Source organism: Pantoea stewartii subsp. stewartii, assembly GCF_008801695.1.
Classification (GTDB): Bacteria; Pseudomonadota; Gammaproteobacteria; order Enterobacterales; family Enterobacteriaceae; genus Pantoea; species Pantoea stewartii.
In genome coordinates this window covers 1-26,386 of sequence record NZ_VZPF01000056.1, presented here as the reverse complement: position 1 = coordinate 26,386, position 26,386 = coordinate 1, and the positions used below count along the sequence as shown (strand labels likewise).

The following is a 26,386-nucleotide window of genomic DNA, read 5'->3' as shown; positions in this document are numbered from 1 at the left end:
GCGTCACCTGTATGAATAAATACATATGGTTTTTCATACAGTATAAACTGGTTTTTTATCCAGTAAAGAGGGTGCGCTCACTTTCAGAACAATTTTTTTGACCAGCCCAGTTTGGAACTCAGCGTGTTGAAATAGCTGTAGTTTTTGGGATGGATAAGATTGAGATGGTTTTCGCTGCGGCGGACCAGCACATCTTCCCCTTCCTGAATAGGCAGCGCAATCTGGCTGTCGCAGCTGATTTCCAGGTCGTTGCGGCGGGCCGAAAAGCGCAGGCGAATGGTGCTGCTGCTGTTAATCACCAGAGGCCGGGCCGATAAGGTGTGCGGAAACATGGGCACAATCGTTATCGCGTCCAGCGACGGCGTTAAGATCGGGCCCCCTGCGGACAGGGAATAGGCCGTAGATCCGGTCGGCGTAGAAATGATCAGGCCGTCTGAGCGCTGTGAAAAGGCAAACACCTCATCAATGTACACTTCAAACTCGATCATGTGGGCGACTTTGCCCGGATGGAGTACCACTTCATTAATTGCGCTGCCGATGCGGGGTGAACAGTCGGTTTTGCAGACCTGCGCTTCCAGCAGAAAGCGGCTTTCCACAAAATAATTGCCGTTCAGCACGTCATCAAGCTGATGGTGCGCGTTATCCGGATCCAGATCCGTCAGAAATCCCAGATTGCCGCGGTTGATGCCAATCACTTTTATGTCATACCGCGCCAGTACTCTGGCTGCGCCTAGCATATTACCGTCACCGCCGACCACGACGGCTAAATCCGCCTGCTGGCCGATTTCTGCCAGCGTGCCAGTCTGGACATCGTCCAGTGAGAGTTCCTGCGCAATCTGCTGTTCGACAATGACACGGTAGCCCTTACCGGTCAGCCAGCGGCACAGCATTTCATGCGTGGTGAGCGCGGTGGGGTGGCGTGGATGGCCCACAATTCCAATGCAGTTAAAGTGTTTGTTCATCGAGTGGGTCTTCCTCATAAGCCAAATCGGCACGATGATGTGACGTGTTCCCTTGAAACCGCCAAACCAATCCCCATAATAAGCCAACCAGCGAAGTGAATGTGCAAAACGCGGAGAAATTCATGAGTAGTAAAGAACAGAACACCCCAAACGAGCAAGTCTCAGACGAAATTCAACAGGAACAACAGCAACCTCAGGACGCGGAGACAGCAGGTGAGGTGGATCCGCGTGATGAGCGCATCGCTCAGCTCGAAGCTGAGTTAGCGCAGTTGCAGAACGGCGTGCGTGACGCGCAGCTGCGTGCACAGGCAGAAATTGAAAATGTGCGTCGTCGTACCGAGATGGACATTGAAAAAGCGCACAAATTTGCGCTGGAGAAGTTTGCCAACGAGCTGCTTCCGGTGATTGACAGCCTGGAGCGTGCGCTGGAGCTGGCGAACAAAGAAGATGAGAAATCCGCTTCGATGGTGGAAGGCATTGAGCTGACGCTGAAATCGCTGCTGGGCGCAGTGCGTAAATTCGGTGTTGAAGTGGTCGGTGAAACCGGCGTGCCGTTCAACCCTGAAGTTCATCAGGCGATGTCGATGATGGAATCTGACGAGGTCGAGCCTAACCACGTGATGATGGTGATGCAACGCGGTTATACCCTGAATGGGCGTCTACTGCGTCCGGCCATGGTTGCAGTGGCCAAGGCGAAAGCCTGATTGTAGCCTCATCTCACAACGGCCGCGCACTGACGCGGCCGTTGTGTTCAGGCTGCCGGTTCAGGTAAAACCGGTGTCCAGTCAACAGGATCTCTGCCGCTTTCTTTTAACAGGGCGTTAGTTTTTGAGAAATGCTGGCAGCCAAAAAAGCCGCGGTGTGCCGAAAGGGGAGAAGGATGCGGTGCCTGCAACACATGATGGCGCTGGCGATCAATGATGCTGCCTTTCTTCTGCGCATGCGAACCCCACAGTAAAAAGATTACCCCTTCACGCTGCGCGTTAATCGCGTCAATCACCCTGTCGGTAAAGGTTTCCCAGCCCAGCCGGGCATGAGAATGCGCTTTGCCCGCTTCCACCGTTAACACGGTATTCAGCAACAGCACACCTTGCTCTGCCCAACTGGCCAGATAGCCATGACTGGGTTTCTCAAAGCCCGGAATATCCTGCTGCAGCTCTTTATACATGTTCTGAAGGGAAGGCGGAATGGGCACGCCCGGTAATACAGAAAAAGCCAGACCATGTGCCTGATTCGGCCCGTGGTAAGGATCCTGACCCAAAATCACCACTTTCACATCGCCTAACTCCGTTAAGCGAAAGGCATTAAAGACGTCTTTTTGCGGCGGATAAACGGTCACGCCTGCAGCCCGCTGGTTGGCGACCTGTTTCAGGGTTTCAATGAAATAGGGCTTCTCTTTCTCTTCAGCCAGCACATCGTGCCAGGTCAGCTTTGCAGCCATAATCAACTCCTTTGTGTTCTGAACGCTAAGCTTAGCTGTTCAGTATCCAGACATGAAGCCTAAAATTATTTTAAAAATTCAATAAAATGTAGTCCCGCTACGTTTTAAAAATCAATCGCTTAGCAATGTGGACAAAAAGTGCCCGATTGTACTTGATTCAGGTCAAAACTAACGTCATGAGCGAGTGATATACCAGTTGCTCATCATTGATTTATTGACGGTATTGGTCCAGCCAATGCCTTGCAGGAGAAACTGAGATGATCACAGGTATTCAAATTACCCAGTCACACAATCCGGCCTTAGTGAATTCGTTCTGGCTGTTAGATGAAGAAACCGCTCAGGCACGCTGTCTGTGTGCCGTAGCAGGCTATCAGGACGATCAGATTGTCGCGATTGGTGAGTTAGGGGACGTGGCTTACCGTGAAGTACCGGTCGAGATTAAACCCCAGGTGCGCGTGGAAGGCGGGCAGCACTTAAACGTTAACGTCCTGCGCCGTGAAACGCTGGAAGACGCCGTGAAACATCCTGAGAAGTATCCGCAGCTGACCATTCGTGTTTCCGGGTATGCCGTGCGCTTTAATTCGCTGACGCCTGAACAACAGCGTGACGTCATTGCCCGAACCTTTACGGAAAGTTTATAAACTGCCTGTGTGCTGAAATAAAACGCAGCGCCAGAAGGACAAATTTCTACGCGTTAACAGACAGATAGAACATGACTGTCGTCGGGTGAAATATCCAGCCGGGCGGCTTTATGATGTTTGATGCTGAATGGAGACGAAACCGGGCTTTACCCACCTGAACAATGAAAAATCGCCTCTCAGGAGGCGCTTTTTTTAGAAGCGTGCTGTTTTATTCCGCATTCTCACTGCCGGATGAGCTGCCACTTGGCTTGCGGCGTTTACCGACATTTTTAAGATCGCTATGGCGTTTTTTCACCCGCGGTTTCTCTTCTTCTTTGGCTTTTCGCTCTGCACGCTTCGCAAGCGCCTTTTTCGACGGTTTTCCGGTGGTTTTTGGCGAAGGCGCACGCGTGACCGGACGCAGCTCGTCAATCACCCGTGCTTTAATCGGCTCGTCAACGTAGCGGCTGACTTTACCCAGCAGCAGATGGTCATGGGCTTCGACCAGCGAAATGGCGATGCCTTTACGACCGGCACGGCCCGTACGGCCGATGCGGTGCAGATAGGTATCCGCCGTGCGTGGCATATCGAAGTTAATCACGTGGCTCACATCCTCCACGTCAATCCCGCGTGCGGCGATATCGGTGGCGACCAGCACGTTTACCCGACCTTCCACCAGACGTTTAATCGCCTCATTGCGTTTAGCCTGGACCATTTCCCCTTCCAGGTAGCTGGTGCGGATTCCGGCATCATGCAGCCAGCTGACCAGTTCATGCAGGCGTTCACGTTTACGCACAAACACAATGGATCGGGTCACTTCCGGCTGCTTTAACAGGTGAACCAGCAGTTTGGTTTTGTGCTCAAGATCGTCGGCGCGGTGATACCACTGCTGAATTTTCTTACGCTCGCGACGGCTGGGATCGGCTTCCAGTTCAACCGGTTCGTTCAGCAGGCGCTCGGCAAAATCTTTAATATGCTCGCCTTCCAGCGTAGCGGAGAACAGCATTGTCTGTTTACGCCAGCGCGTTTCACCCGCGATGGTTTCGATATCCTGGGCAAATCCCATGTCCAGCATGCGGTCTGCTTCATCCAGGATCAGCGTTTCCACTGCGCGGCAGTCAAAGTTTTCTTCTTTGATGTACTGCAGCAGACGGCCGGTGGTGGCAACCACAACGTCCTGATTTTCGCTGAACACTTCGGCGTGGTTCATAAAGGCCACGCCGCCGGTGATAGTGGCGATATCCAGATGCGTATGTTTCGCCAGTTCCCGCGCCTGGTCGGCAACCTGCATCGCCAGTTCACGGGTGGGCGTTAAAATTAAAATACGTGGCGGGCCAGACTTCTTGCGTGGAAAATCGAGCAGGTGCTGCAACGCCGGTAATAAATACGCGGCGGTTTTCCCGGTCCCGGTAGGTGCCGAACCCAGAACGTCGCGGCCCTCCAGCGCGGGGGGAATGGCAGCAGCCTGAATTGCTGTCGGGCGCGTATAGCCTTTCTCCTCCAGCGCTTCAAGCAGGCTTTCGTCGAGTTCAAGTTCGGAAAATGTGGTTACGGTCATGTTCTACCTCAGTTTGGGGCGCTGATTATAGACAGATCGGACATAATCTTCATCTGTTTATCGGTATTGACTGCGTCAGATTACGTCAACGGTGTGAATTCCCCAACCTGGCACGTTACACTTGGCGCCAGCTATACGGCAGAAAAACAGGTGAATGGTCGCTGAGTATGATGCAGGACAAGCCGCAGGCGCGGCCGCAGTTAAAAAAGAACGGGTTTACCTTCAAGCAGTTTTTTGTCGCACACGACCGCTGTGCAATGAAGGTCGGTACTGATGGCATTCTGCTGGGCGCGTGGGCACCGGTCGCCGGGGTAAAGCGCATCCTTGATATCGGTACCGGTTCGGGCCTGATTGCGCTGATGCTGGCCCAGCGAACGCATTCTGATGTGGTCATCGATGCGGTGGAGCTCGATGCCGACGCTGCGCAACAGGCCAGCGAGAATGACTGTCAGTCACCCTGGGCTGCGCGTATTCATGTTCATCAACAGGATATTGCGCAGTGGGCGGAAAACAGCAATACGCGCTATTCACTGATCGTCAGTAATCCGCCTTACTTTGCACCTGGCGTGGCCTGCTCAACGTCGGCACGCGACAGCGCACGCGCGACCGGTACATTAAACCATCAGACCTTATTACGTTGCGCAGCGTTGCTCATAGAAGAAGAGGGCTTCTTTTGTGTGATACTGCCTGAGACGACAGGGCAGGAGGTGATTGCGCAGGCACAATTGGAGGGCTGGCATCTGCGCTTTCGCTTCGATGTGGCGGAATATGCTCACCGTCCGCCGCATCGTGTATTGCTGGGGTTTTCACCCAGTCCGGGTGAAACCCTGTTTGAACGCCTGGCTATCCGCGATGCCGACCGGCAGTATTCTGACGCCTGGCAAAGCCTGACGCGTGACTTCTATTTGTTTATGTGATCGCCGGGCTGCAGGACGGTCGGTTGCGCTTCCGCCAGCGTATCGGGATAGTCGCGAATAAAATGCAGCCCGCGGCTCTCTTTGCGTTGCAGCGCACAACGCACCATCAGCTCTGCCACCTGTACCAGGTTGCGCAGTTCCAGCAGGTTGTTTGACAGCCGGAAGTGGCGATAGTACTCGTCGATTTCCTGTTGAAGCAGGCTGATGCGGCGCAACGCGCGTTCCAGCCGCTTAGTGGTACGGACAATGCCGACATAATCCCACATAAACAGTCGTAGCTCATGCCAGTTATGCTGAATGACCACGCGCTCATCGGCATCATCCACCTGGCTTTCATCCCAGGCCGGTAAACGATCTACGGTCTCCGTTTCAGGTAAGATCCGCATCAGATCCTCCGCGGCAGACCAGCCATATACCAGACACTCCAGAACAGAATTTGAGGCGAGGCGGTTGGCACCGTGCAGCCCGGTATAACTGACTTCACCGATTGCATATAAACAATCGATGTCGGTGCGGCCATGCCGATCGACGACCACGCCACCACAGGTGTAATGCGCAGCGGGCACCACAGGGATTCTGTCCTTTGTCAGATCAAAGCCAAAGGTCAGCAGTTTTTCGTAAATCATCGGGAAGTGGGAACGGATGAAGGCCGGCGGCTGGTGGCTGATATCCAGATACATGCAGTCTACGCCCAGCCGTTTCATTTCATGATCGATGGCGCGGGCGACGATATCGCGCGGGGCCAGCTCCGCGCGTTCGTCGAAGTCAGGCATAAACCGCGAACCATCGGGCCGCACCAGCCAGGCGCCTTCGCCGCGCAGGGCTTCCGTCAGCAGAAAGTTTTGCGCCTGCGGATGAAACAGACAGGTAGGGTGAAACTGGTTAAATTCCAGGTTAGCGACCCGGCATCCTGCTCGCCAGGCCATCGCAATGCCGTCACCAGAGGCGACATCGGGATTCGTGGTGTACTGATAAACTTTGGCCGCGCCGCCCGTGGCCAGCACGACGGCGCGCGCCTGGCAGGTTTCGACCCGTTCGCGATTGCGGTTCCAGATCCAGGCCCCCATTATCCGGCGGGGGCCCGGTAAGCCCAGTTTGTCTGACAGGATCAGATCCACCGCGTTAGTGCGTTCCAGGATGCGGATATTCGGATGACGCAACGCCTGGCCGACCAGCGTGGTTTCCACTTCCCGGCCGGTGGCGTCGGCGCTGTGCAGAATACGGCGATGGCTGTGGCCGCCTTCTCGCGTCAGGTGGTAACGCATTTCACCGCCGGCCTGAGGATCGGTATCAAACGCCACGCCATGATCGATCAGCCACTGCACGCAGTGCCGCGCATTGCTGGCGACAAATGAAACAGCCTCACGATCGCACAAGCCCGCCCCGGCAATCAGCGTGTCTTCAACGTGAGAATCCACGCTGTCAGTTTCATCAAACACTGCCGCAATGCCGCCCTGCGCATACAGCGTTGAGCCTTCATTAACCTGAGCTTTACTGAGCACAGTGACCCGGTAATGCGAGGCCAGCCGCAACGCCAGTGACAGTCCCGCCGCACCGCTGCCCACAATAAGCACATCACACTGATAATCTGAGGGGGAGAATGTTGTCATAGCGTTTAATTTACTAAACAAGAATGACCCGAGCATAAGCCTTTGATGGTTTTTTGTGAAGTATTTTGAACACGCAAGCAGGCGTAATAGCGGACTGAATCTAATTTATCAGATATATCAAATGGTTAGTTGTTTAACCATTTAAAATCCGTTTTTCATACCAAACTTAATCGAATACAAGGATTTAAAGATGAAAAAGCGGCTGTCATAGGTTACTCTGCCTGCGATTTGCGCGTGTTACATTGAACGAAAATCAACAAACTGTGTAATCCTGCAGCAAAGCGGCCGAAAATGAACTTTTCGCCACGTAATGACTCAAAGCGCATGCTTGCTCAATAGCTGTGTGCTGGCAGTTCCTTAACGCATAAGAAAGTATTTGGGGAGACTTTACCTCGGATGAGCGAGCAGTTAGCGGACCAGGTTCTGGTTGAACGGGTTCAGAAGGGGGATCAAAAAGCTTTCAACTTACTGGTGATCCGTTACCAGCATAAAGTCGCGAGCCTGGTCTCACGGTATGTGCCTTCAGGCGATGTGCCTGACGTCGTTCAGGAATCATTTATTAAGGCGTATCGGGCACTGGATTCTTTCCGTGGCGATAGCGCGTTTTACACCTGGCTGTATCGGATTGCCGTGAATACAGCCAAAAACTATCTGGTTGCTCAGGGACGCCGTCCGCCTTCCAGCGATGTTGATGCAATTGATGCGGAAAATTTCGAAAGTGCGGGTGCGTTAAAAGAAATTTCGAACCCTGAGAACTTAATGTTGTCTGACGAACTGAAACAAATCGTCTTTCGTACCATTGAGGCGCTTCCTGAGGACTTGCGAATGGCAATTACCCTCAGGGAACTTGACGGTCTGAGCTATGAAGAGATCGCCGTCATTATGGATTGCCCGGTGGGCACGGTAAGGTCACGTATTTTCCGTGCACGTGAGGCCATTGATAATAAAGTTCAACCGCTTATCCAACGTCAGTGATAACGGCTACTGGAAGGGTATTAGGCATGCAGAAAGAAAAACTTTCCGCTTTAATGGATGGTGAGGCTTTAGATAACGCGCTGATTTCAGCCCTGTCTAAGGATGCAGATCTACAAAAAAGCTGGGAACGCTACCATCTGATTCGCGATACCATGCGCGGCGATGTTGGTGAACACCTGCATTTTGATATTTCTGCTCGCGTTGCCGCTGCCATCGAAAACGAGCCACAGCGCAATGTGACGTCCCTGATTCCTGAAGCACAGCCCGAGCCTTATCGCTGGGAAAAAATGCCGTTCTGGCACAAAGTTCGCCCCTGGGCGGCCCAGATTACGCAGGTCGGCGTCGCCGCCTGTGTTTCCCTGGCGGTAATTGTGGGTGTTCAGCACTATAACCAACCCACCAACGGCAGCGTGGAAAGCTCTGACTCACCGGTATTCAACACCTTGCCAGTGATGGGCAAAGCGTCACCTGTCAGTCTGGGTGTCCCCTCGGATATGTTTGGTTCAGGCAATGCCTCACAACAGGTGCAGGACCAGCGTCGCCGCGTGAACGCCATGCTGCAGGACTACGAACTTCAGCGTCGTCTGCACGCCGATCAGCTGCAGTTCGAAACCAATGCGCCAAAACAAGCGCAGGCCAATGTACCGGGTAATCAGTCATTAGGAATGCAGCAGCAGTAATGAAGCCGCTATGGTATGCCGTTAGTCTTCTGACGGGCAGCCTGTTGTGGTCCACTGCCGCCCCAGCGCAGGTTTCTGCGTCTGGGGCGTTATTACAGCAGATGGAGCAGGCAAGTCAGACGCTCAACTACGAATTCGCCTACATCAACGTTTCCCGTCTTGGTATGGAATCGCTCCGTTATCGTCACGCAGTAATCGACGATCGCGTCTATGCACAGATTCTGCAGATGGACGGTCCGCGTCGCGAAGTCATTCAGCGCGGCAACGACATCAGCTATTTCGAACCGGGTATTGAGCCTTTCTCGCTTCCCGGCAATCACATCGTCGATGCGTTGCCATCGATTATCTACGCCGACTTTGCCAAACTTGATGCGGCTTATGACTTTATTACCGTCGGCCGTTCCCGCATTGCCGATCAGATGTGTGATGTGGTGCGCGTAGTGTCGCGCGATGGCACGCGCTACAGTTATGTTGTATGGCTGGATGTGGATACCAAGCTACCGCTGCGCGTGGATCTGCTCGATCGTGACGGTGAAACGATGGAACAGTTTCGCGTGATCAGCTTCGCGGTGGATGATGGCGTACGCAACCTGATGCAGGGCCTTGAAAAAGCCAATCTGCCGCCGTCGCTCTCATTAACCAAATCAGACAACGCGACGCTGGACTGGGAGCCCGCCTGGCTTCCCGCAGGGATGACGCTCGTTTCCCAAAGCCGGCGTATGCTTCCTGCGTTAAATAAATCCCTTGAATCCCGGCTGTACAGCGATGGTCTGTTTAGCTTTGCTGTAAACGTTACGCCGGCAGATAAAAACAGCGTCGCACAGACATTGCGCACGGGACGTCGTACGGTGGAAACCGTAATACGCGATAATTACGAAATTACGGTCGTTGGCGAGTTACCGCCTGCGACGGCCAAACGTATCGCGGACAGTGTTAATCCTGGGGCAAAAAAATGATGAGAGAATGGGCCACCGTGGTGGCATGGCAGGATGGTATCGCGACACTGCATACCGAAGCCAAAACCTCCTGCAACAGCTGCCAGGCACGCAAAGGCTGTGGCAGCCATATGCTGAATAAGCTGGGGCCAAAGAATGCGCATGTGATGCAAATCGCCAGTAGCAAGCCCCTGGCTCCGGGCCAACGTGTCGAACTGGGCATCAAAGAGAGCAGCCTGCTCGGTTCGGCACTGCTGGTATACATGACGCCGCTGTTTGGCCTGTTTCTGTTCGCGGGTCTGTTCCAGGCCCTGTTCGGCAGCGACCTGGCCGCCGCCTGCGGCGCGCTATTAGGCGGAGTTGGCGGCTTTATCGTCGCCAAAGGCATTTCCATGAAATTTGGCGATAGTGAGGCCTTCCAGCCGGTTATCCTTAATATCGCCTTGCCCCCAGATGCGCTTCGTGTTGAAAGCGAAGCCTGACCCCTGCTTAAGCCGCACTTGTTGCGACTTTTGTCTTAAGCCTGACGCGCAAAAAACTGTTTCGTTTCCACGACGTTCCATTCTTTTATGCGCGGCCTTAACAGTGTAATATGCGTCGTCATTAATGAGGCTGACAGGATTGTGGGTTAAGAGCGATCTTCCTGAATGTGTCTGTGCTCAGGTTTCTAACTGATTCTCTACGTGAAGATATCTCTATAAATGAAGCACATAAGAAATTTCTCCATCATCGCCCACATTGACCACGGTAAATCCACGCTCTCTGACCGCTTGATTCAGATCTGTGGTGGATTAACTGACCGCGAGATGGCCGCGCAGGTTCTGGACTCAATGGATCTTGAGCGTGAACGTGGTATTACCATCAAAGCACAGAGCGTGACGCTCGATTACAAAGCCCAAGACGGCGAAACTTACCAGCTCAATTTTATCGACACGCCGGGACACGTTGACTTCTCATACGAAGTTTCCCGCTCACTGGCCGCCTGTGAGGGTGCGCTGCTGGTGGTGGATGCCGGGCAGGGCGTTGAAGCGCAAACCCTGGCTAACTGCTACACCGCGATTGAGATGGATCTGGAAGTCGTGCCGGTGCTGAATAAAATCGATTTGCCTGCCGCCGATCCTGAACGTGCTGCACAGGAAATCGAAGATATTGTCGGTATTGATGCCACCGATGCCGTGCGTTGCTCGGCGAAAACCGGTGTCGGCGTACCTGAAGTGCTTGAGCGCCTGGTGCGCGATATTCCGCCGCCAGAAGGCGATCCGGAAGGGCCGCTGCAGGCACTGATTATCGACTCCTGGTTCGATAACTACCTGGGTGTTGTCTCGCTGGTTCGTGTAAAAAACGGCACCATGCGTAAAGGCGATAAAATCAAGGTACTGAGTACCGGCCAGGTTTATAACGCCGATCGACTGGGCATTTTCACGCCGAAGCAGGTTGACCGCACTGAACTGAACTGTGGCGAAGTCGGCTGGCTGGTCTGCGCCATTAAAGACATTCTGGGTGCGCCGGTGGGCGATACCCTGACAACAGCACGTAACCCGGCGGACAAAGCGCTGCCTGGCTTTAAAAAAGTGAAGCCGCAGGTTTACGCCGGTCTGTTCCCGATTAGTTCTGATGACTACGAAGCGTTTCGTGATGCGCTGGGCAAGCTGAGTCTGAACGATGCTTCTCTGTTCTACGAGCCAGAGAGTTCAACCGCGCTGGGCTTTGGCTTCCGTTGCGGCTTCCTGGGTCTGCTGCACATGGAGATCATTCAGGAACGTCTGGAACGTGAGTACGATCTCGATCTGATCACGACCGCACCGACGGTAGTGTACGAAGTGGAAACCACGAGCGGCGAAGTCATTTATGTGGACAGCCCCTCGAAGCTGCCACCGCTCAATAACATTGAAGAGTTGCGTGAACCGATTGCGGAGTGTCACATGCTGCTGCCGCAGGAATACCTGGGCAACGTCATTACGCTGTGCATCGAGAAACGTGGCGTTCAGACAAATATGGTTTACCACGGCAATCAGGTTGCGCTGACCTATGAGATTCCAATGGCTGAAGTGGTGCTCGACTTCTTTGACCGTTTGAAATCAACATCGCGCGGCTATGCTTCACTGGACTACAATTTTAAACGTTTTCAGGCCTCTGACATGGTGCGTGTCGACGTGCTGATTAACTCAGAACGTGTTGATGCGCTGGCGCTGATTACCCACCGTGATAACGCACCTTATCGTGGACGTGAGCTGGTTGAGAAAATGAAAGACCTCATCCCACGTCAACAATTTGATATTGCGATTCAGGCGGCAATCGGCAACCACATTATCGCTCGCTCAACCGTCAAACAGCTGCGTAAGAACGTCCTTGCCAAGTGTTACGGCGGTGATGTCAGTCGTAAGAAAAAGCTGTTGCAGAAGCAGAAAGAGGGTAAGAAGCGAATGAAGCAGGTCGGTAACGTTGAACTGCCGCAGGAAGCATTCCTCGCCATTCTGCATGTCGGAAAAGACAGCAAATAAGGATCTTAAATGGCTAATATGTTCGCGCTAGTCCTGGCGATAGCGACATTGATTACTGGTATTCTCTGGGTGATCGATCGTATAAAGTGGGCACCACAGCGCCGGGCGCTGCAGGCGGCGGCACAGGCGCAGTCAGGCGGCACGCTCGATAAAAAAACGCTGGCAAAAATGGCACCTAAGCCGGGCTGGATTGAAACCGCTGCCTCCGTATTTCCGGTGCTGGCCGTGGTATTCTTTGTGCGCTCATTTGTGTATGAGCCTTTCCAGATCCCGTCAGGATCAATGATGCCCACGCTGCTGATTGGTGACTTTATTCTGGTCGAGAAGTTTGCTTACGGCATTAAAGACCCGATTACGCAAACCACGCTGATTCCTACCGGTCATCCTAAGCGTGGCGATATTGCGGTCTTTAAATACCCAAAAGATCCCAGCCTGGACTACATCAAGCGCGTGATTGGCCTGCCGGGCGATCGTGTAACCTATGATCCCTACAGTAAAACGCTGACTATTAATCCGGCCTGCGATAATGGCAAGCCTTGCAGCAAAGCGTTGCCAGTCACCTACAGCAACATAGAGCCAAGCAAGTTTGTTCAGACGTTTAGCGGGTTTGATGGTAACGAAGCCGGTAACGGGTTCTACCAGGTGCCGCTGAATGAAACCATGCGCGGTGGATTACGTCTGGCCACGCGCAAAGAAACGCTGGGCAATGTGACGCATGACATTCTGTTGGTGACGGAAGCACAAAGCCAGGCGAGCATGTACTATCAGCAGCCCGGCCAGCCGCAGGCGAGCTGGGTTGTGCCGCAGGGGCAGTATTTCATGATGGGTGATAACCGTGACAACAGCGCCGACAGTCGCTACTGGGGCTTTGTTCCCGAGCGCAATCTGGTCGGTAAAGCGGTCGCCATCTGGATGAGCTTTGAAAAACAAGAAGGCCAGTGGCCAACCGGCGTACGACTGAGTCGTATCGGCGGTATCCATTAAGCCAGCCTGAGAGTCAGGCAAAATAGGGTGGCCTCCGTCATGGGGGCCACTGCACACCAAACAGAATGTGTTGGATTCTCAGCCCTGTTTGGTATGCAGAGTGACAGACGCAAAACAGAACTGGAATCGCATGAACCCCATCCTGATTAACAAGCTTCAGCGCAAACTGGGCTACACTTTTACACATTCTGAACTTTTACAGCAGGCGTTGACGCATCGCAGCGCCAGTAGCAAGCATAACGAACGCCTGGAGTTTTTAGGCGATTCGATTCTGAGCTACGTGATTGCAAATGCGCTCTACCACCGTTTTCCGCGTGTGGATGAGGGCGACATGAGCCGCATGCGCGCGACGCTGGTGCGCGGTAATACGCTGGCAGAGATGGCGCGGGAATTCGATTTGGGTGAATGCCTGCGTCTGGGGCCCGGCGAATTAAAAAGCGGCGGCTTCCGTCGTGAATCTATTCTGGCGGACACCGTGGAAGCGCTTATTGGTGGTGTCTTCCTCGACAGTAATATTCAGACGGTCGAAAAGCTGATCCTTGACTGGTATCAGACGCGCCTGGACGAAATCAGTCCGGGTGATAAACAAAAAGATCCGAAAACGCGCCTGCAGGAATACCTGCAGGGCCGTCATCTGCCGCTGCCAAGTTACTTAGTGGTGCAGGTTCGCGGCGAAGCCCACGATCAGGAATTTACCATTCACTGTCAGGTGAGTGGCATGGCAGAACCGGTGGTGGGCGTGGGCTCCAGCCGCCGTAAAGCTGAACAAGCAGCGGCTGAACAGGCGCTGATTAAACTTGGTCTGGAATAACAGTATTATCCCGGCGCCGCAACCGGCGCTGAAAACCTCAGGACTCGAATGAGCGAAAATGTTACATACAGCGGCTTTGTCGCGATAGTTGGCCGGCCTAACGTCGGTAAATCCACCTTACTGAACCAGTTACTGAGGCAGAAGGTTTCAATTACGTCGCGTAAGCCGCAAACCACCCGTCACCGCATTATGGGCATCCATACGGAAGGCGCTTATCAGGCGATTTACGTTGATACGCCCGGCCTGCATATGGAAGAGAAGCGGGCGATCAACCGCCTGATGAACCGTGCGGCCAGCAGTTCTATCGGTGACGTTGAACTGATCATCTTTGTGGTTGAAGGCACGCGCTGGACGCCCGACGACGAGATGGTGTTAAACAAGTTGCGCGATGGCAAAGTGCCGGTTCTGCTGGCGATCAATAAAATCGACAACATCCAGGATAAAAGCGTCCTGTTACCGCACCTGCAGTTCCTCAGCGAGCAGATGAACTTTATTGATATCGTGCCGGTTTCGGCCGAAAGCGGTAAAAATGTCGACACCATCGCCGCCATCGCCCGCAAGCATCTGCCGGAATCTGACCATCACTTCCCGGAAGATTACATTACCGATCGCTCACAGCGCTTTATGGCATCCGAAATTATCCGTGAAAAGCTGATGCGTTTCCTCGGTGCGGAACTGCCTTACTCGGTCACAGTCGAAATCGAACAGTTTGTGTCTAACGCGCGTGGCGGTTATGACATCAACGGTTTGATTCTGGTCGAGCGCGAAGGGCAAAAAAAAATGGTGATTGGCAATAAAGGCGCCAAAATCAAAACCATTGGTATTGAAGCGCGTAAGGACATGGAAGAGATGTTCGATGCCAAAGTGCATCTCGAACTGTGGGTTAAAGTTAAATCCGGCTGGGCAGATGACGAACGTGCGCTGCGTAGTCTGGGTTACACAGACGATCTCTGAATAAATGGAAGGCTGGCAACGCGCCTTTGTGCTGCATAGTCGTCCTTTCAGCGAAACCAGTCTGCTGCTTGACCTGTTTAGTGAAAGTGAAGGCCGTGTTCGTGTCCTGGCAAAAGGAGCACGATCACGGCGTTCTCAGTTAAAAGGCACACTTCAGCCTTTTACCCCGCAGCTGGTGCGCTGGAGCGGTCGTGGTGAGGTGAAAACGCTGCGCAATGCCGAAGCGGTTTCGCTTGCTCTCCCCCTCAGTGGTATCACGCTTTACTGCGGCCTGTACGTCAACGAGCTGTTGTCTCGGGTACTGGAACAGCACATCCCCTTTTCCGACCTGTTTTTTGACTATCTGCAATGTATCCAGACGCTGGCCGCCGCCGAGGGTTCACCCGAACCTGCACTGCGTCGTTTCGAGCTGGCGCTGTTGGGGCACCTTGGCTATGGCGTGGATTTCCTGCACTGCGCAGGCAGTGGTGAACCGGTCAGTGAAGACATGACCTACAGCTACCGGGAAGAGAAGGGCTTCATCGCCAGTCTGGTGCTCAATCAGCGCAGCTTTACAGGTAAACACCTGCAGGCGCTCTCCACGCGTGAATTTCCCGATGCGGATGCCCTGCGCGCGGCGAAGCGCTTTACCCGCATGGCGCTAAAACCCTACCTGGGGGGCAAACCGTTAAAAAGTCAGGAGCTTTTCCGTCAGTTTACACCGAAAAAAAAGCCCGATATTGCCGGCGAGCCCTGATGCGGGTCGTAGCGGAATCGCATCAGGGCGCGTTACACTCCATACAATGACCATAATGAACCGAGGATTGTCATGGCTGAGTTACTGTTAGGCGTTAACATCGACCACATTGCTACCGTCCGCAACGCGCGTGGCACCCATTACCCTGATCCGGTCCAGGCGGCTTTTATCGCCGAACAGGCGGGCGCGGATGGGATCACGGTGCACCTGCGGGAAGATCGCCGCCACATTACCGACCGCGACGTGCGTATTCTGCGTAATACCATCGAAACGCGGATGAATCTCGAAATGGCGGTCACCGATGAGATGCTGAATATCGCGTGTGACATCAAACCGCATTTCTGCTGCCTGGTGCCGGAAAAGCGTGAGGAAGTGACCACCGAAGGCGGACTGGATGTCGCCGGACAACAGGAAAAACTTAATGCCGCGGTAAAAAAACTCAGTGAGGCGGGCATTTTGGTATCCCTGTTTATCGATCCCGATCACCGGCAAATCGAAGCGGCTGTCACCAGCGGCGCGCCTTATATTGAAATTCATACCGGTGCCTATGCTGAAGCCCCTGAAGGCCCGGCACGCGACGCTGAGCTGGCCCGGATCCGTCAGGCGGCCACCTTTGCGGCCAGCCGCGGATTAAAAGTTAACGCCGGTCACGGTCTGACTTACCACAACGTCCTGCCGATTGCCGCGCTGCCGGAAATGCATGAGCTGAACATCGGTCATGCGATCATTGGTCGGGCGGTGATGAGCGGCCTGCCTGACGCCGTCAAAGCCATGAAACAGCTGCTGCGAGAAGCGCGTCGCTAATGGCTATTCTGGGACTGGGCAGCGATATCGTCGAAATAGAGCGGATTGCCGATGTGATTTCTCGCTCTGGCGATCGACTGGCGCGTCGCGTGCTGAGTGAGGCCGAATGGCAGCAGTATCAGCAGCATCGTCAGCCGGTGCGTTTTCTGGCTAAACGTTTCGCCGTTAAAGAAGCGGCAGCCAAAGCGTTTGGCACCGGCATTCGCGGCGGACTGGCATTCAATCAGTTTGAAGTTTACAACGATGCGCTGGGTAAACCACTCCTGCGTTTTTTCGATCATGCTGCTGAGGTGGCGCAGCGGCTGGGTGTACAGCATGTCCATGTAACCCTGGCCGACGAGCGCCACTATGCCTGTGCTACGGTCATTATCGAAAGCTAACCGTGCAGGGCAACAAACTTATCCCACAGCGCATCGCGTGATTCGATGTGCTGGGGGTCCGTCACAATGGTGTTATCAATAGGGCAAACCCGCTGGCAGGTCGGCACATCATAATGTCCCACACATTCGGTACAGCGGCTCACCTCAATCTCATAAATCATCTCACCCATCGAAATAGCCTGGTTCGGGCATTCGGGTTCACACATATCGCAATTGATACAGCGTGTAGTAATAAGTAAAGCCACTTCAACCACTTACCTTTTTTATCTTATATAATCAATTGGTTATATACTATTTGCATTCCTTACGATGGTTAACTATCTGTGGATTTGTACAGTATAAAAAACACTGATACACTCACTTGCGTAACACAAAACCGCAACACAGACCGAAAATCACCACCTTAAAAAGCCTCATGTGCGAGCCTGTCTCGCGACGGGTCATAGGATAAGGAATTTCAATGCCGCGCACTGTAACACAGAACCCCGAAAAGCCCAATAATGACGATTTTTTGAGCGCTTTAGAACATTGGGAGGGATGTAAGCCGCCATACACAAGCTCACACATGCGAATCTGTGTTACGGCAGCAAAAACCATACTCAAGCACCAGGGACAATCCCGGCGATCTAAGTACGAAAAAGAGAGCTATTTACGCATCGATTTCAGTAAGGCCGGTAAGGTTACATTCTATGCGGAGTTCCCCAAGAAAATGGGGCTGAAAGGGCGTAAATTGGGTGAATGGCCGGAACTAGCGATTCAACTTGCGCGTGAGAACGCGGTGGAAATGGCGGGGGAAGGACTGAGGGCTGAGTCGGTACATTTGGCTCTGGAAAGTTATCGTGCTGACCTTGAAGCAAAAGTACAACGCCAAAAGTTAAGTGAACACAGCTACCGGACTTACTGCGCAAGGATAAAACAGATCGATTTAGCGTTCGGTGATCGTGAAGTGTTCGGCGATGTAACTTATGGAAGAATCATTGAGGTGCTGGACACCTGGATAGCGACAAAATCTAATAACCATGTGCTTGAATTATTCGCTGAACTTCGCCGGTTTTGGAAATACTCAGCTCCACAGCTATGCAACGGACGGAATGTCGCAGCGAGCATACCGGATGATTATGTATCTTCCCGTGTCCAACGACCTGCACCTACGCGCCTTTTTACTGATATTGAATCTATAGCGAAATTGTGGCTTAACGTCGCGGGGTGTACCTCCATTCATCAGAAAAATGCCATGCGTTTTATGATCCTGACGGGGGTACGCCCTATCAATGTCAGCAATCTGCAATGGGATTATGTCAGGGAAGATATAAAAGAAATTGTTTATCCGGCTGGGATAATTGGTATGCGTGGCGCGATGAAAACGCAGAAGGAATTCAGGATCCCAATAACCGCTGGTATTGAGCGTATTTTGCAGGAACAGAAAGAATGGAGGGATTCGGTACCGGGATGCAATCAGCAGTTTGTTTTTCTTCAACCGCGTAATCCCGAATTACCGTTTGCAAAGCGATCTCTCGATAAGTTGATAAAAACCTACAGCCCGGAAAATGCAGTAAAGGGAATTAAACATGACGGGACGGTGAAGGGTAGGGAAGGGGCATTTAATACGATGTGCCGTAAGTTCTTTAAGAGCAATGTTATCGCTCAGATGCGTGCAAAGGGCTTCTCCCGCTCTGATACGCGGGAGATTAGCCTTTTGTGTTTGCACCATTCGGATAAAAGCGCGGATCCTATGGCTGAACATTACGACTTTTCAGATGAGATATTGCAGGAGGAAATGGCGTTGAAGAAAACAGCCTTTGAAGCGCATGAAGCAAGTATCTTGACGCAGGTTATTTTACTGAGGAAAAAAGGTTAATACTCGCTTCGACATTTTTGGATAAATGCCTGAACGTTCTGGCGCTCATACCGCACTACTTTTGAGGTAAAACGGATCGGTGCCAATATTTTTTTATGGCGGTGGTTGATATTCCAGTCACAGAGAGTTTTTTGGGTAATTCCGCCGAGCATTTTGCAAACCTCTGCCGGAGTGAGCAGTTCGTCGGATTGTTCGCTCATTTCAAACCTCGCTTTTTCATGGCTTCGAGCAGGATGTCCTGCACTTCACGTTTTGAATCGCGCCGCTGCATTACCAGTTCGTCTACGGTATCGGCGGCGATAATGTGGTGTATCCAGACCGGACGGTTATGCCCTGCCTGTATCTGGCGCGTTGGCCCTATACGTTCGATAATTTGCTGGTACTGTTCCAGATCCCACCAGTGAGAGAAAAATGCCAAGATGTTGCCGCCATCCTGTAGATTTAGGCCGTGGCCTGCGCTGGCAGGGTGAGCGAATAACACCGGTATTTTTCCTGCGTTCCAGTCGCGCAGCGTCTGCGGATCGGAATCAAGCTGTTTACCCTTCGGAAATGCTTTCAGCAAACGGGCTAAGTCGCTTTTGAAGTGGTAGGCAACCAGCACTGGCATGCCGCCAGATTCGGCAATCACACTTTCCAGAGCCTGTATTTTTGAGTCGTGGATCTCTGACCAGGTACCTTTGTCGTCGGTATAGACAGCACCGCTGGCGATTTGCAGACACTTCACCGTTTTAGCGGCAGCGTTCTGCGCTTCGATGTCGGTGCCGTCCAGTTCCAGAAACATCTGCTTTTCCATTTCCTGGTATTGTTGCCGCGCCTTTGCTGGCATCTGCACTCGGATCACGTTGTGGATCGGTTCCTCAATGTCAAACCAGTCGGCGGCGTCCAGCGAGATAGTCACATCACGTAGCGCCGCCTGCATTTGTTCCTGCGCAAAGGGACGTGGTTCCAGCTTTGACCACTGTTGGCCGGGAAACTGAATGTTGTTGAACCAGCGAGAGGTGAATGCGCCAAAGGTACGTCCTAAGCGCTGGCCCTGATCAACAAACCATGCCTGACCCCACAGGTCGATCAGGCCATTCGGTGCAGGCGTACCAGTGAGGTTCATCCATCGGTGTACGTGCTTATGCGCGACTTTCGCCAGCGCCGCTGCGCGTTTGCCGCCTTGCCGTAACCGGAACGATTTTAGCCGGGTGCTCTCGTCGGCCACTACGGTACCAAAAGGCCAGCGATCACCCAGCGTTTCAACCAGCCAGACCAGGTTATCGTAGTTGGTGGTATACACGCTGGCATTAGTGTTTTGCAGAGCAGCCAGCCGTTCTTTGACGGTGCCGACAATTGGCTGCATCTCAATGTTGCGTAAGTGATTCCATTTATCGACTTCATCCGGCCACGTTGACCGTGCTACACGCAGGGGGGCGAGAACCAACACCGGTTGCGTTTCGGCACCGCACATAAAGAGATCTTCCAGCGTGGTCAGTGTGGCAACTGTTTTACCCATACCCATGCCAGCCCAGATATTGGTGCGGGGTAGGTTAAGGGAGTGGTCGATAATGAGGTTTTGGTATGGGCGGGGGGTGAAATTTTTAGGAGGTAAGCTATTTTGCACGTTTTTCCTCCCAATAAAGCTGTTCGCTTTGCCCTGTATACCTACCCGTTTGTCCTTTTGCTGTAAACTCAAGCGTTCCAGCGGTAAAGAGCATTACGATGGCTCCATCATACGGGCCGCCAATTAGCCGGAATTTACTGCGACGTTGGACTTTTCGCACAATATTCCCTCCAGATTCTTGCTATCCAGCACTATTACGGTAAAGCCCAGCGCCCTAAGCCGTTCATGTTCGCGCAACTGCTCGGGCCGTGGTTTCTCGCCGGGGGCTTTGCACTCAACGAAGACTGCCCGGCCACCAGGTAGCAGAACCAACCGATCCGGCACTGCACGGCGACCGGGAGATAAAAACTTGTAGGCGATGCCGTCAGACTTTTTTACTTCCGTTACCAGATATTTTTCGATGGTGGATTCACGGATGTAGGCCATCGATAACCTTTCCTCCAGCGACTTCTATCGCTGCAATTACTTCATCTTTGGCAAAGCAGTCCACAACGCCAGCCCAAAGCCTTGTAGTTGGGAGTACAACTACAAGCGGCTCACCTGCTGTTTTACGTTCTTCTTTTAATTCGAGAGCTAAAAGCTGTTCTAACGTTGTTTTCGGGGCTGCAATAATTTCGTCGAGTACATCATTAGTTAAGTTTTTATCGCGCATCGATAACCGCCTCTTTGAGTTTTTCCCGTCCGACCTGCATCAGGCAAAAGTCAGAGCGGTTTTCGCTCCACTGCTGATTAATTCCGTTACGTGATAAGCGGCTGGCTTTTGTCCATACCTTTGCAGCGCGGCGATAATCGCCCTCGCGTTCAATTTGCGCAGCCTCACGCGCAGCCCGGTAATACAAGGGGCTGTCATAATTTCTAAAAGACATAAGGGTTGGCCTCGATCAGTTGATAACGCCGACGACTTCCTCATCGGTGTAAACATTTTCGCCGTTGATTTGAGACTGGCGGCACCGGACGAGCACGGCTCCCTGTTCACCCCAATCTTCACGCAGGGATTTCCAGGATGGTTTTTTATTACCGCAACACTCCAGTATCGCGGCCCGGTCAATGTCGAATTGCGCGCGGCCATCCATCACCATATACAGGTATTTCATTCTGCCACCTCGCCGCCAGCGGCCCGGATTGCCTTTATCCACAAGACTCCAGCATTCAATCCGTCTGCAAATTTGCTGACTTTGGGGATTTTCACAATAAACGGCTTACTCCCGTTATTGAGACGTAGAGTTTTGGCTTTGTCTTCCAGTGATTGGCGAATTTCATTGATACCATCCTGAGCCTCGTAATCGCCAAAGGCGTTACGTACTTCAACACAAGTCAGGCATACCCAATCTATGAATTTCTCGCTCAGAACATCCGTCGCAGCAATTGATGGGGTGAATTGAGGTATGGCGTAAACAGGATGGTATTGTGATATGCGTCCAGCGTTAACAGCATCGTCCAATGTTTTCTCATGCATCGGATACGCATCCATGTGCCAGCCACCCACCTCAGGGTGATGAACAAAATATTTATACCCAGCTGGCTCACCCGCTGACGCATCGCGTTGGATTAGTTCCCGCTCGGCTATTGCAGCCCTTGCTCCTAACTTTCCAGACTGTTTCGCCAATTCTTGGCACTGTTTCATAGCGGCGTCCAACTTCTCTGCTTGGGCGTCGATGTGTGCCAGTAATACGCGGGCCTCATCTACATTTACGTGATAACTGCCAGCATCCCCTTCTTGAACGAGCAAGCCTAACCCGTAAATCACGTTTTCTGCTGAAATTGTCATAATGATTATTCCTTTCTGTAATGGCGGGCTTCGAATCCGCCAGCGGATAGCGGCAGATCTAAAGCCCATTCGGGGTTAGTTGCGAGCAGGGTGCTCAGGTGTTCGTGGGAGTAATCGGTGGTGTCGGGGGCTTCCGTCAGCACTTCGTCATGCACAGTCAGTATGATGTCGTAGCCGTTATCCTCCACACCGGGCATGTTCGCTGCCATCACATCACGGGCGGTAGCCTGGGTTACGTTCTCCGCCAGTTTGCCGCCGTAGGTTTGCAGGCGTTGCCATTTCCGGCTGTAGGTGTTGATGCCCATATAGCTGATCTTGCCGCTGTCGTCGATACGTGCGCCGGGGTAACAGACCGCCCGGCCAGACGGAAGCTGGATACGAAGCCAGCTTCCATCACGGCGAAGTTTTAGTTTGCGGCAGGAAATGGTTATGCCGGGGGTAGCAATGGCACGGCGGGTGGCCTGGTCGATCTTCTTCCAGAAGCTGAATGTTGCCGCGTGGGCTTCACGCCAGAGGCGTTTAAAAGAGTCGCAAACAACATAAGCGCGTTTTGGCAGTCCGTAGGTTCGCTTCTGTTTTACCGCCCATTCATATGCACGAACGGCTTCGTCCAGTATGTTACGCGGGATGTTTGCGATAGCGGCAGAGGCCATTTCTTCAAGGTCGATGTTGTACGCCAGAGAGAACGTCAGAAACGCACCGACGCCCCCTTCATAGCCCAACGCCAGTTCCTGCACTTTGCCGACCTGACGCTGATCTTTGTCCACTTCATCCGGGTGGACGCCGAAAGATTTTGCATAGGCCAGTTTGTACAGGTCATGGCCAGCGCGGATCGCTTCACCTTTTTCATCGGTACCGATGATGGTGTCATAATCCCGAAATGCCTGTAGCTTCCACTTTTCCCCGGCCAGCCACGCCAGTACGCGCCCCTCTATGTTGCTAAGGTCAGATACCACCAGTTTTTTACCCGCAGGGGCCATGATGCAGCCGCGCAATGCTGAACTGGTTAATTGCATCACATCATCGTAAAGCAGGTCAGCACATCCGGCCTTCAGGGCTTCAATACCACAGTCAATATCGTTCTGTTTTAGCCTAGGTCTGGGTAAATTTTGGGGCTGAAATAAGCGCCCGGCCCAGCGCCCGGTACGTGACGCGCCACAAAATTGCTGGGTTCCGCGCAGGCGTCCGTCGCGGCTGACGCCTTTCATCAACGTCTTGTATTTGCTGGTGCTGGTGGAACTGGCCTGTAGGCGAATAGCGAGTAGCTCGCGGAGTTCAAACGGCAGGTCGGGATCGTTAACCCGGCGCTGTAAGGTGCTGGCCTGCATATCAGGAAGTTCGATACCAAAAGCTTCTGCTATGTGTTTCAGCATGGCGTCACGCTGTGTTGCCGCCTGCACCTCGTTGTCCGTGAGTTCCCGCGTTCGTTTAGCCAGAACCTTCTGTTCCATCTCAACAGCCGTAACCGCTGCCTCTGCAAGCTGCACGTCCATGAATACACCGCGATCATTGATGCGTTGATCCCGGTGCCAGAGCGCCAGTTCCTGACCCGAGTAATTCCAGGTGGGTAACTTTTTGTCGATCTCGCGCATGGCATCGATATCCAGCCCGGCGTATTCAACGAATCGCTGCCACTCGACAGGGTGCGTTTTGGCGGTAGCGCGGCGGATAGTGCTGTTTTTGGGGCGGGGCTTACAGAATAGCTGGATCAGTTGCTTACCCGCCTTATCCTTGGCTTTATCCTGCGAAACACTAAGAATGTCACACAGATCGCCCAGCGACCCCGGCAGACCGTGCGCCAGCGCTCTGACCATTGTATCCCGCCAGCGATCAACGCCACCGGCTGCTACACCCGGCATGGCGTGATTTAACACCGTGCGGTCGAAATGGCTATTGTGGGCGTAAATCAGCACATCAGGATTTTTGAGCGCAAGTCGGAGTTCAAGAGGGATTTTTGCATTAGCGGTAACGTCCCATACCTGTACAGGATCACTATCAATAGCCCAGGCATACAGCATAATCTCTACGTTTTCAGCGTAGGCATGGGTACCGTTCTTGATAGGTGTTTCGCTATAGGTTTCAAGGTCTAACCACAATATTTTGGACATAAACTAACCTTGCGTGGTATATGGTTAAAGGTATTTAACGCATCAGGAGGGAGAGGGAATGGCGTCTGAATCAGACCAAAAGGCATACCAACAAATTGAGCTACCCGATGAGTTTTGTGTTCGTGGTGATGAAACAAAGAACCGAATAGTTAGCAAATTCACTATTAAGCCCGTTGCGCATCTGAAATTAATACCCGGTCAGAAGAAGAAAAGTTATTCTGGTTATCCGCTGACTGACCAGTATTATTGTTTTTCTTTTGAGGACGAGGCGAATCTTCAAAAAGGAACTTTCTTTTGTGGTCAAGATGTGGCTGAGGATTTTATTAAGTTAATTCACGGCTCGACGTTAGAATTATTTAACCCCTTTAAATCTGAACCGACAGAGGGGGATAATAGAGTTTCCTCTGGTGGAGGTAATACAAATGGCGTTCGGGTTAATAAGGATAAAAAACTATTCATTGATGCAGCACGACTGCTAATGACTTTATGGAATAGTGCTGATAAAGGTCAAACACCACTTGCTTCCGTATTGCAGTCCGCTATCGATGATGGATTATCCTCCCCGCCAAATTTTGCACAAGTTCTGAGTGTGAATACTATGTTGGGTAAGTCAAAGAAAACTCTTACGGAGTTTCTTAGCGAAGCGAAAGCTAAATACCCAACCGCCAGATTTAAAGATTTTGATTTTTCACCTTTAAACGCGATAGTTGAAAGGGCCAAACTTAAGAAGTTTCCACCACATTTTTAAATGTTTTGCGGAGAAGGTGATACACCCTCTTTGCAAAACACCCGGCATTTCGCCGGGTGGAGTATTGTCAATTAGGCTTGCGCGTCGTAGACGGTTGCTTCGGTCACACCGGCTTTGGCTTTGTTGAATAATAGGTAATCATTCTGTTTTGTCTGCACTGTTTTGGTAGAAAACGCTGATGCCAGACAGAACACCGTCATACGCAAGCATGTAATGCATTGATTTTATGTTATCTGAAACAACCGTTTTCATAGTACCACAGCATAAAATCCATTTATTCAACAAAGCCACCGGCTTTAACACTCTCAACGACAGAATTAAAGGCGTCTTCGATCACGCGCTCCGGGTTAATGAGCTTGAAGGTAAAGGCCAGCTTACCTTCGCGCAGGCGGTAGCGCAGACGGGCCTGCACCTCGTATGATTCACCGTTATGGAATGGTGCCAGACCCAGCGTGATAACTTCTGGTACCTCAATGGTGCCTTTGTCGTTTTCATCGCTGTAGTTGAACTGAAACTCACCCGTGGCCAGGCGGATAGCGGAACCAAATACCGCTTTGCGGATCACCTGGAATTTAGTTGCAATCTCCAGCAGTTCCGCACCGGTTGGGGTAACGATGTCGCCAGCGCGGTCTTCCAGGAATTCAGCGAAAGCCTCCTGTCCCATAGCGGTTTCATCATGTTCTTCCCAAATCTTCCAGGGTTTGGACTTCACGCACTGATAAACTGCGGAGTGGCTACACCAGTCTGGTGTGGCAGGATCGGCGTGATAGTCGAGCTGGGCGGTTAATTTTGTCTGGTTGGCATCGGCCAGGATCACCGACGCATCGGTTGCAAATTTTGAGCAGTACTGGATAAAGCTGTCAGCGGACAACAGTTTGACGTTCTGGCGGATACGGCGCGGTGCCGGGAGGAAATGTTCAAGGTCGGCCAGTTCATAGCCTTCCGGCATAGCAATCGCCGGAGTACCATTGACGTTTAACAACTGATTTCTTTTTACAATATCGAAAATTGTCTGAGCTTCGGTCATTTCTTTGTTCCTGTTTTAGATATAAATAACCCGGCGCGTTGGCCGGGTGAGTGGTTTCCCTTGGTACTGGCTAAAAGGGTCAGATAACTTTACGCAGGCTGGTTTCCTGTTCTGGCAGGGTGCGCCGTTCCTGTTGCCCGGCATCAACCTGTTTCAGTTCGGTGCGTACTGTGCTGGGATCGTCACGCAGCAGATCGCCATCCGCAGTCGAATACATAATGGTTTCGGCGCGTTCGCCTTCCGGTACCTTGCTGGCGACAACAGGGGAGATTTTCAGTAAGCGTCGCATTCAGACCGTATTGACGTTCAGGCAGAGGGAAGCTCGACCTTCCATGGCAGCAGATCGCGGACCCGGTTCACCGGCCAGTCCTGTATATGACCGATGACGTAACGCAACCACGTC

At 52.5% G+C, this 26,386-nt stretch carries 32 protein-coding genes; 16 read left to right on the top strand and 16 right to left on the bottom strand.

What is annotated here, in order from left to right; all coding sequences use genetic code 11:
• Nucleotides 1–83 precede the first annotated feature (83 nt).
• The gene (gene nadK, locus F7Q90_RS16640; protein ID WP_006120497.1) at nucleotides 84–962 is read right to left on the bottom strand and encodes an NAD(+) kinase; all 879 of its coding nucleotides are present in this window, start codon (nucleotides 960–962) and stop codon (nucleotides 84–86) included.
• Between the two features lie 122 nt (nucleotides 963–1,084).
• Between nadK and grpE the strand changes: the two genes are divergently transcribed.
• A complete protein-coding gene (gene grpE, locus F7Q90_RS16635) occupies nucleotides 1,085–1,666 on the top strand; it encodes a nucleotide exchange factor GrpE (RefSeq protein ID WP_006120499.1) in 582 nt (193 codons plus the stop codon).
• Nucleotides 1,667–1,713: 47 nt separating this feature from the next.
• Here the strand turns inward: grpE and ung are convergent, their stop codons facing one another.
• Nucleotides 1,714–2,403 carry a uracil-DNA glycosylase gene (gene ung / locus F7Q90_RS16630; RefSeq protein ID WP_006120500.1) on the bottom strand — a complete coding sequence of 230 codons (690 nt, stop codon included), beginning with the start codon at nucleotides 2,401–2,403 and terminating at the stop codon, nucleotides 1,714–1,716.
• Between the two features lie 257 nt (nucleotides 2,404–2,660).
• Between ung and grcA the strand changes: the two genes are divergently transcribed.
• Nucleotides 2,661–3,044 (top strand): autonomous glycyl radical cofactor GrcA, encoded by a 384-nt coding sequence (gene grcA / locus F7Q90_RS16625; protein WP_006120502.1) that lies wholly within the window; start codon nucleotides 2,661–2,663, stop codon nucleotides 3,042–3,044.
• A gap of 208 nt (nucleotides 3,045–3,252) precedes the next feature.
• Here the strand turns inward: grcA and srmB are convergent, their stop codons facing one another.
• Nucleotides 3,253–4,581, bottom strand: a complete 1,329-nt coding sequence (gene srmB, locus F7Q90_RS16620; protein ID WP_006120503.1) for an ATP-dependent RNA helicase SrmB — start codon at nucleotides 4,579–4,581, stop codon at nucleotides 3,253–3,255.
• 167 nt (nucleotides 4,582–4,748) lie between these two features.
• Here srmB and trmN point away from each other — a divergent pair, with 167 nt between their 5' ends.
• A complete protein-coding gene (gene trmN, locus F7Q90_RS16615; RefSeq protein ID WP_006120505.1) occupies nucleotides 4,749–5,498 on the top strand; it encodes a tRNA(1)(Val) (adenine(37)-N(6))-methyltransferase TrmN in 750 nt (249 codons plus the stop codon).
• Here the strand turns inward: trmN and nadB are convergent.
• Nucleotides 5,483–7,144 carry an L-aspartate oxidase gene (gene nadB, locus F7Q90_RS16610; protein WP_044242383.1) on the bottom strand — a complete coding sequence of 554 codons (1,662 nt, stop codon included), beginning with the start codon at nucleotides 7,142–7,144 and terminating at the stop codon, nucleotides 5,483–5,485. The genes trmN and nadB overlap by 16 nt on opposite strands.
• A gap of 360 nt (nucleotides 7,145–7,504) precedes the next feature.
• Between nadB and rpoE the strand changes: the two genes are divergently transcribed.
• The 11 genes from rpoE (at nucleotide 7,505) to acpS (ending at nucleotide 16,868) form a co-directional block, all read left to right on the top strand.
• Nucleotides 7,505–8,083, top strand: coding sequence for an RNA polymerase sigma factor RpoE (gene rpoE, locus F7Q90_RS16605; protein ID WP_006120509.1), 579 nt, complete (start codon nucleotides 7,505–7,507; stop codon nucleotides 8,081–8,083).
• 26 nt (nucleotides 8,084–8,109) lie between these two features.
• Nucleotides 8,110–8,763, top strand: a complete 654-nt coding sequence (gene rseA, locus F7Q90_RS16600) for an anti-sigma-E factor RseA (protein WP_006120510.1) — start codon at nucleotides 8,110–8,112, stop codon at nucleotides 8,761–8,763.
• Nucleotides 8,763–9,719 (top strand): sigma-E factor regulatory protein RseB, encoded by a 957-nt coding sequence (gene rseB, locus F7Q90_RS16595; RefSeq protein ID WP_006120511.1) that lies wholly within the window; start codon nucleotides 8,763–8,765, stop codon nucleotides 9,717–9,719. The genes rseA and rseB overlap by 1 nt, the downstream gene beginning before the upstream one ends.
• Complete coding sequence (gene rseC, locus F7Q90_RS16590) at nucleotides 9,716–10,180, top strand: SoxR-reducing system protein RseC (RefSeq protein WP_006120512.1); 465 nt, start codon at nucleotides 9,716–9,718, stop codon at nucleotides 10,178–10,180. The genes rseB and rseC overlap by 4 nt, the downstream gene beginning before the upstream one ends.
• A gap of 219 nt (nucleotides 10,181–10,399) precedes the next feature.
• On the top strand, nucleotides 10,400–12,199 hold the full coding sequence (gene lepA / locus F7Q90_RS16585; protein WP_006120514.1) for a translation elongation factor 4: 1,800 nt from the start codon (nucleotides 10,400–10,402) through the stop codon (nucleotides 12,197–12,199).
• Between the two features lie 9 nt (nucleotides 12,200–12,208).
• A complete protein-coding gene (gene lepB, locus F7Q90_RS16580; protein ID WP_006120515.1) occupies nucleotides 12,209–13,183 on the top strand; it encodes a signal peptidase I in 975 nt (324 codons plus the stop codon).
• A 130-nt stretch (nucleotides 13,184–13,313) separates the two neighbouring features.
• Entirely contained in the window at nucleotides 13,314–13,994 is a 681-nt protein-coding gene (rnc, locus tag F7Q90_RS16575; RefSeq protein ID WP_006120517.1) for a ribonuclease III, read from the top strand.
• A 48-nt stretch (nucleotides 13,995–14,042) separates the two neighbouring features.
• Nucleotides 14,043–14,948, top strand: coding sequence for a GTPase Era (gene era / locus F7Q90_RS16570; RefSeq protein WP_006120519.1), 906 nt, complete (start codon nucleotides 14,043–14,045; stop codon nucleotides 14,946–14,948).
• Nucleotides 14,949–14,952: 4 nt separating this feature from the next.
• Nucleotides 14,953–15,684, top strand: coding sequence for a DNA repair protein RecO (gene recO, locus F7Q90_RS16565; RefSeq protein ID WP_006120522.1), 732 nt, complete (start codon nucleotides 14,953–14,955; stop codon nucleotides 15,682–15,684).
• 72 nt (nucleotides 15,685–15,756) lie between these two features.
• On the top strand, nucleotides 15,757–16,488 hold the full coding sequence (pdxJ, locus tag F7Q90_RS16560) for a pyridoxine 5'-phosphate synthase (protein WP_006120524.1): 732 nt from the start codon (nucleotides 15,757–15,759) through the stop codon (nucleotides 16,486–16,488).
• Entirely contained in the window at nucleotides 16,488–16,868 is a 381-nt protein-coding gene (acpS, locus tag F7Q90_RS16555; protein ID WP_006120525.1) for a holo-ACP synthase, read from the top strand. The genes pdxJ and acpS overlap by 1 nt, the downstream gene beginning before the upstream one ends.
• Here acpS and F7Q90_RS16550 read toward each other — a convergent pair.
• The gene (locus F7Q90_RS16550) at nucleotides 16,865–17,113 is read right to left on the bottom strand and encodes a YfhL family 4Fe-4S dicluster ferredoxin (protein WP_044242421.1); all 249 of its coding nucleotides are present in this window, start codon (nucleotides 17,111–17,113) and stop codon (nucleotides 16,865–16,867) included. The genes acpS and F7Q90_RS16550 overlap by 4 nt on opposite strands.
• 215 nt (nucleotides 17,114–17,328) lie before the next feature.
• Here F7Q90_RS16550 and F7Q90_RS16545 point away from each other — a divergent pair, with 215 nt between their 5' ends.
• On the top strand, nucleotides 17,329–18,726 hold the full coding sequence (locus F7Q90_RS16545) for a site-specific integrase (RefSeq protein ID WP_006120528.1): 1,398 nt from the start codon (nucleotides 17,329–17,331) through the stop codon (nucleotides 18,724–18,726).
• On the opposite strand, the gene F7Q90_RS16540 is transcribed toward F7Q90_RS16545, so the two are convergent.
• The 8 genes from F7Q90_RS16540 to F7Q90_RS16505 form a co-directional block, all read right to left on the bottom strand.
• Nucleotides 18,723–18,926 (bottom strand): helix-turn-helix transcriptional regulator, encoded by a 204-nt coding sequence (locus tag F7Q90_RS16540; RefSeq protein ID WP_044242384.1) that lies wholly within the window; start codon nucleotides 18,924–18,926, stop codon nucleotides 18,723–18,725. The genes F7Q90_RS16545 and F7Q90_RS16540 overlap by 4 nt on opposite strands.
• Entirely contained in the window at nucleotides 18,923–20,230 is a 1,308-nt protein-coding gene (locus F7Q90_RS16535; protein ID WP_006120529.1) for a DEAD/DEAH box helicase, read from the bottom strand. The genes F7Q90_RS16540 and F7Q90_RS16535 overlap by 4 nt, the downstream gene beginning before the upstream one ends.
• 225 nt (nucleotides 20,231–20,455) lie before the next feature.
• Nucleotides 20,456–20,758: a PDDEXK family nuclease gene (locus F7Q90_RS16530; protein ID WP_006120531.1), complete on the bottom strand. Its 303-nt coding sequence runs from the start codon at nucleotides 20,756–20,758 to the stop codon at nucleotides 20,456–20,458.
• On the bottom strand, nucleotides 20,742–20,984 hold the full coding sequence (locus F7Q90_RS16525; protein WP_044242385.1) for a hypothetical protein: 243 nt from the start codon (nucleotides 20,982–20,984) through the stop codon (nucleotides 20,742–20,744). Before F7Q90_RS16525 ends, F7Q90_RS16530 begins: the two co-directional genes overlap by 17 nt.
• A complete protein-coding gene (locus F7Q90_RS16520; RefSeq protein ID WP_044242386.1) occupies nucleotides 20,974–21,198 on the bottom strand; it encodes an ANR family transcriptional regulator in 225 nt (74 codons plus the stop codon). Before F7Q90_RS16520 ends, F7Q90_RS16525 begins: the two co-directional genes overlap by 11 nt.
• Nucleotides 21,199–21,213: 15 nt before the next feature.
• Nucleotides 21,214–21,426 (bottom strand): hypothetical protein, encoded by a 213-nt coding sequence (locus tag F7Q90_RS16515; protein ID WP_044242389.1) that lies wholly within the window; start codon nucleotides 21,424–21,426, stop codon nucleotides 21,214–21,216.
• On the bottom strand, nucleotides 21,423–22,100 hold the full coding sequence (locus F7Q90_RS16510; RefSeq protein ID WP_044242390.1) for a hypothetical protein: 678 nt from the start codon (nucleotides 22,098–22,100) through the stop codon (nucleotides 21,423–21,425). Before F7Q90_RS16510 ends, F7Q90_RS16515 begins: the two co-directional genes overlap by 4 nt.
• 5 nt (nucleotides 22,101–22,105) lie before the next feature.
• Complete coding sequence (locus F7Q90_RS16505) at nucleotides 22,106–24,208, bottom strand: DNA polymerase family A protein (RefSeq protein ID WP_006120533.1); 2,103 nt, start codon at nucleotides 24,206–24,208, stop codon at nucleotides 22,106–22,108.
• A gap of 58 nt (nucleotides 24,209–24,266) precedes the next feature.
• Between F7Q90_RS16505 and F7Q90_RS16500 the strand changes: the two genes are divergently transcribed.
• Nucleotides 24,267–24,956: a hypothetical protein gene (locus F7Q90_RS16500; RefSeq protein ID WP_044242398.1), complete on the top strand. Its 690-nt coding sequence runs from the start codon at nucleotides 24,267–24,269 to the stop codon at nucleotides 24,954–24,956.
• Nucleotides 24,957–25,230: 274 nt separating this feature from the next.
• On the opposite strand, the gene F7Q90_RS16495 is transcribed toward F7Q90_RS16500, so the two are convergent.
• The 3 genes from F7Q90_RS16495 to F7Q90_RS16485 form a co-directional block, all read right to left on the bottom strand.
• Nucleotides 25,231–25,983, bottom strand: a complete 753-nt coding sequence (locus F7Q90_RS16495; RefSeq protein ID WP_006120535.1) for a DUF2303 family protein — start codon at nucleotides 25,981–25,983, stop codon at nucleotides 25,231–25,233.
• Between the two features lie 79 nt (nucleotides 25,984–26,062).
• Nucleotides 26,063–26,272 (bottom strand): hypothetical protein, encoded by a 210-nt coding sequence (locus tag F7Q90_RS16490; protein ID WP_006120537.1) that lies wholly within the window; start codon nucleotides 26,270–26,272, stop codon nucleotides 26,063–26,065.
• A 17-nt stretch (nucleotides 26,273–26,289) separates the two neighbouring features.
• A partial coding sequence (locus tag F7Q90_RS16485) for a transposase domain-containing protein (protein WP_151160719.1) occupies nucleotides 26,290–26,386 on the bottom strand: 97 nt, incomplete at its 5' end.

Coding starts and splice junctions, on each gene's coding strand:
- F7Q90_RS16495 (WP_006120535.1), bottom strand. CDS start 25,983: ATGACCGAAGCTCAGACAATTTTCGATATTGTAAAAAGAAATCAGTTG.
- F7Q90_RS16525 (WP_044242385.1), bottom strand. CDS start 20,984: ATGCGCGATAAAAACTTAACTAATGATGTACTCGACGAAATTATTGCA.
- lepB (WP_006120515.1), top strand. CDS start 12,209: ATGGCTAATATGTTCGCGCTAGTCCTGGCGATAGCGACATTGATTACT.
- srmB (WP_006120503.1), bottom strand. CDS start 4,581: ATGACCGTAACCACATTTTCCGAACTTGAACTCGACGAAAGCCTGCTT.
- rseA (WP_006120510.1), top strand. CDS start 8,110: ATGCAGAAAGAAAAACTTTCCGCTTTAATGGATGGTGAGGCTTTAGAT.
- F7Q90_RS16530 (WP_006120531.1), bottom strand. CDS start 20,758: ATGGCCTACATCCGTGAATCCACCATCGAAAAATATCTGGTAACGGAA.
- trmN (WP_006120505.1), top strand. CDS start 4,749: ATGATGCAGGACAAGCCGCAGGCGCGGCCGCAGTTAAAAAAGAACGGG.
- lepA (WP_006120514.1), top strand. CDS start 10,400: ATGAAGCACATAAGAAATTTCTCCATCATCGCCCACATTGACCACGGT.
- F7Q90_RS16505 (WP_006120533.1), bottom strand. CDS start 24,208: ATGTCCAAAATATTGTGGTTAGACCTTGAAACCTATAGCGAAACACCT.
- F7Q90_RS16500 (WP_044242398.1), top strand. CDS start 24,267: ATGGCGTCTGAATCAGACCAAAAGGCATACCAACAAATTGAGCTACCC.
- rseC (WP_006120512.1), top strand. CDS start 9,716: ATGATGAGAGAATGGGCCACCGTGGTGGCATGGCAGGATGGTATCGCG.
- F7Q90_RS16515 (WP_044242389.1), bottom strand. CDS start 21,426: ATGAAATACCTGTATATGGTGATGGATGGCCGCGCGCAATTCGACATT.
- grcA (WP_006120502.1), top strand. CDS start 2,661: ATGATCACAGGTATTCAAATTACCCAGTCACACAATCCGGCCTTAGTG.
- F7Q90_RS16510 (WP_044242390.1), bottom strand. CDS start 22,100: ATGACAATTTCAGCAGAAAACGTGATTTACGGGTTAGGCTTGCTCGTT.
- F7Q90_RS16520 (WP_044242386.1), bottom strand. CDS start 21,198: ATGTCTTTTAGAAATTATGACAGCCCCTTGTATTACCGGGCTGCGCGT.
- pdxJ (WP_006120524.1), top strand. CDS start 15,757: ATGGCTGAGTTACTGTTAGGCGTTAACATCGACCACATTGCTACCGTC.
- rnc (WP_006120517.1), top strand. CDS start 13,314: ATGAACCCCATCCTGATTAACAAGCTTCAGCGCAAACTGGGCTACACT.
- recO (WP_006120522.1), top strand. CDS start 14,953: ATGGAAGGCTGGCAACGCGCCTTTGTGCTGCATAGTCGTCCTTTCAGC.
- F7Q90_RS16535 (WP_006120529.1), bottom strand. CDS start 20,230: ATGGGTATGGGTAAAACAGTTGCCACACTGACCACGCTGGAAGATCTC.
- ung (WP_006120500.1), bottom strand. CDS start 2,403: ATGGCTGCAAAGCTGACCTGGCACGATGTGCTGGCTGAAGAGAAAGAG.
- acpS (WP_006120525.1), top strand. CDS start 16,488: ATGGCTATTCTGGGACTGGGCAGCGATATCGTCGAAATAGAGCGGATT.
- grpE (WP_006120499.1), top strand. CDS start 1,085: ATGAGTAGTAAAGAACAGAACACCCCAAACGAGCAAGTCTCAGACGAA.
- rpoE (WP_006120509.1), top strand. CDS start 7,505: ATGAGCGAGCAGTTAGCGGACCAGGTTCTGGTTGAACGGGTTCAGAAG.
- nadK (WP_006120497.1), bottom strand. CDS start 962: ATGAACAAACACTTTAACTGCATTGGAATTGTGGGCCATCCACGCCAC.
- nadB (WP_044242383.1), bottom strand. CDS start 7,144: ATGCTCGGGTCATTCTTGTTTAGTAAATTAAACGCTATGACAACATTC.
- era (WP_006120519.1), top strand. CDS start 14,043: ATGAGCGAAAATGTTACATACAGCGGCTTTGTCGCGATAGTTGGCCGG.
- F7Q90_RS16540 (WP_044242384.1), bottom strand. CDS start 18,926: ATGAGCGAACAATCCGACGAACTGCTCACTCCGGCAGAGGTTTGCAAA.
- rseB (WP_006120511.1), top strand. CDS start 8,763: ATGAAGCCGCTATGGTATGCCGTTAGTCTTCTGACGGGCAGCCTGTTG.
- F7Q90_RS16490 (WP_006120537.1), bottom strand. CDS start 26,272: ATGCGACGCTTACTGAAAATCTCCCCTGTTGTCGCCAGCAAGGTACCG.
- F7Q90_RS16545 (WP_006120528.1), top strand. CDS start 17,329: ATGCCGCGCACTGTAACACAGAACCCCGAAAAGCCCAATAATGACGAT.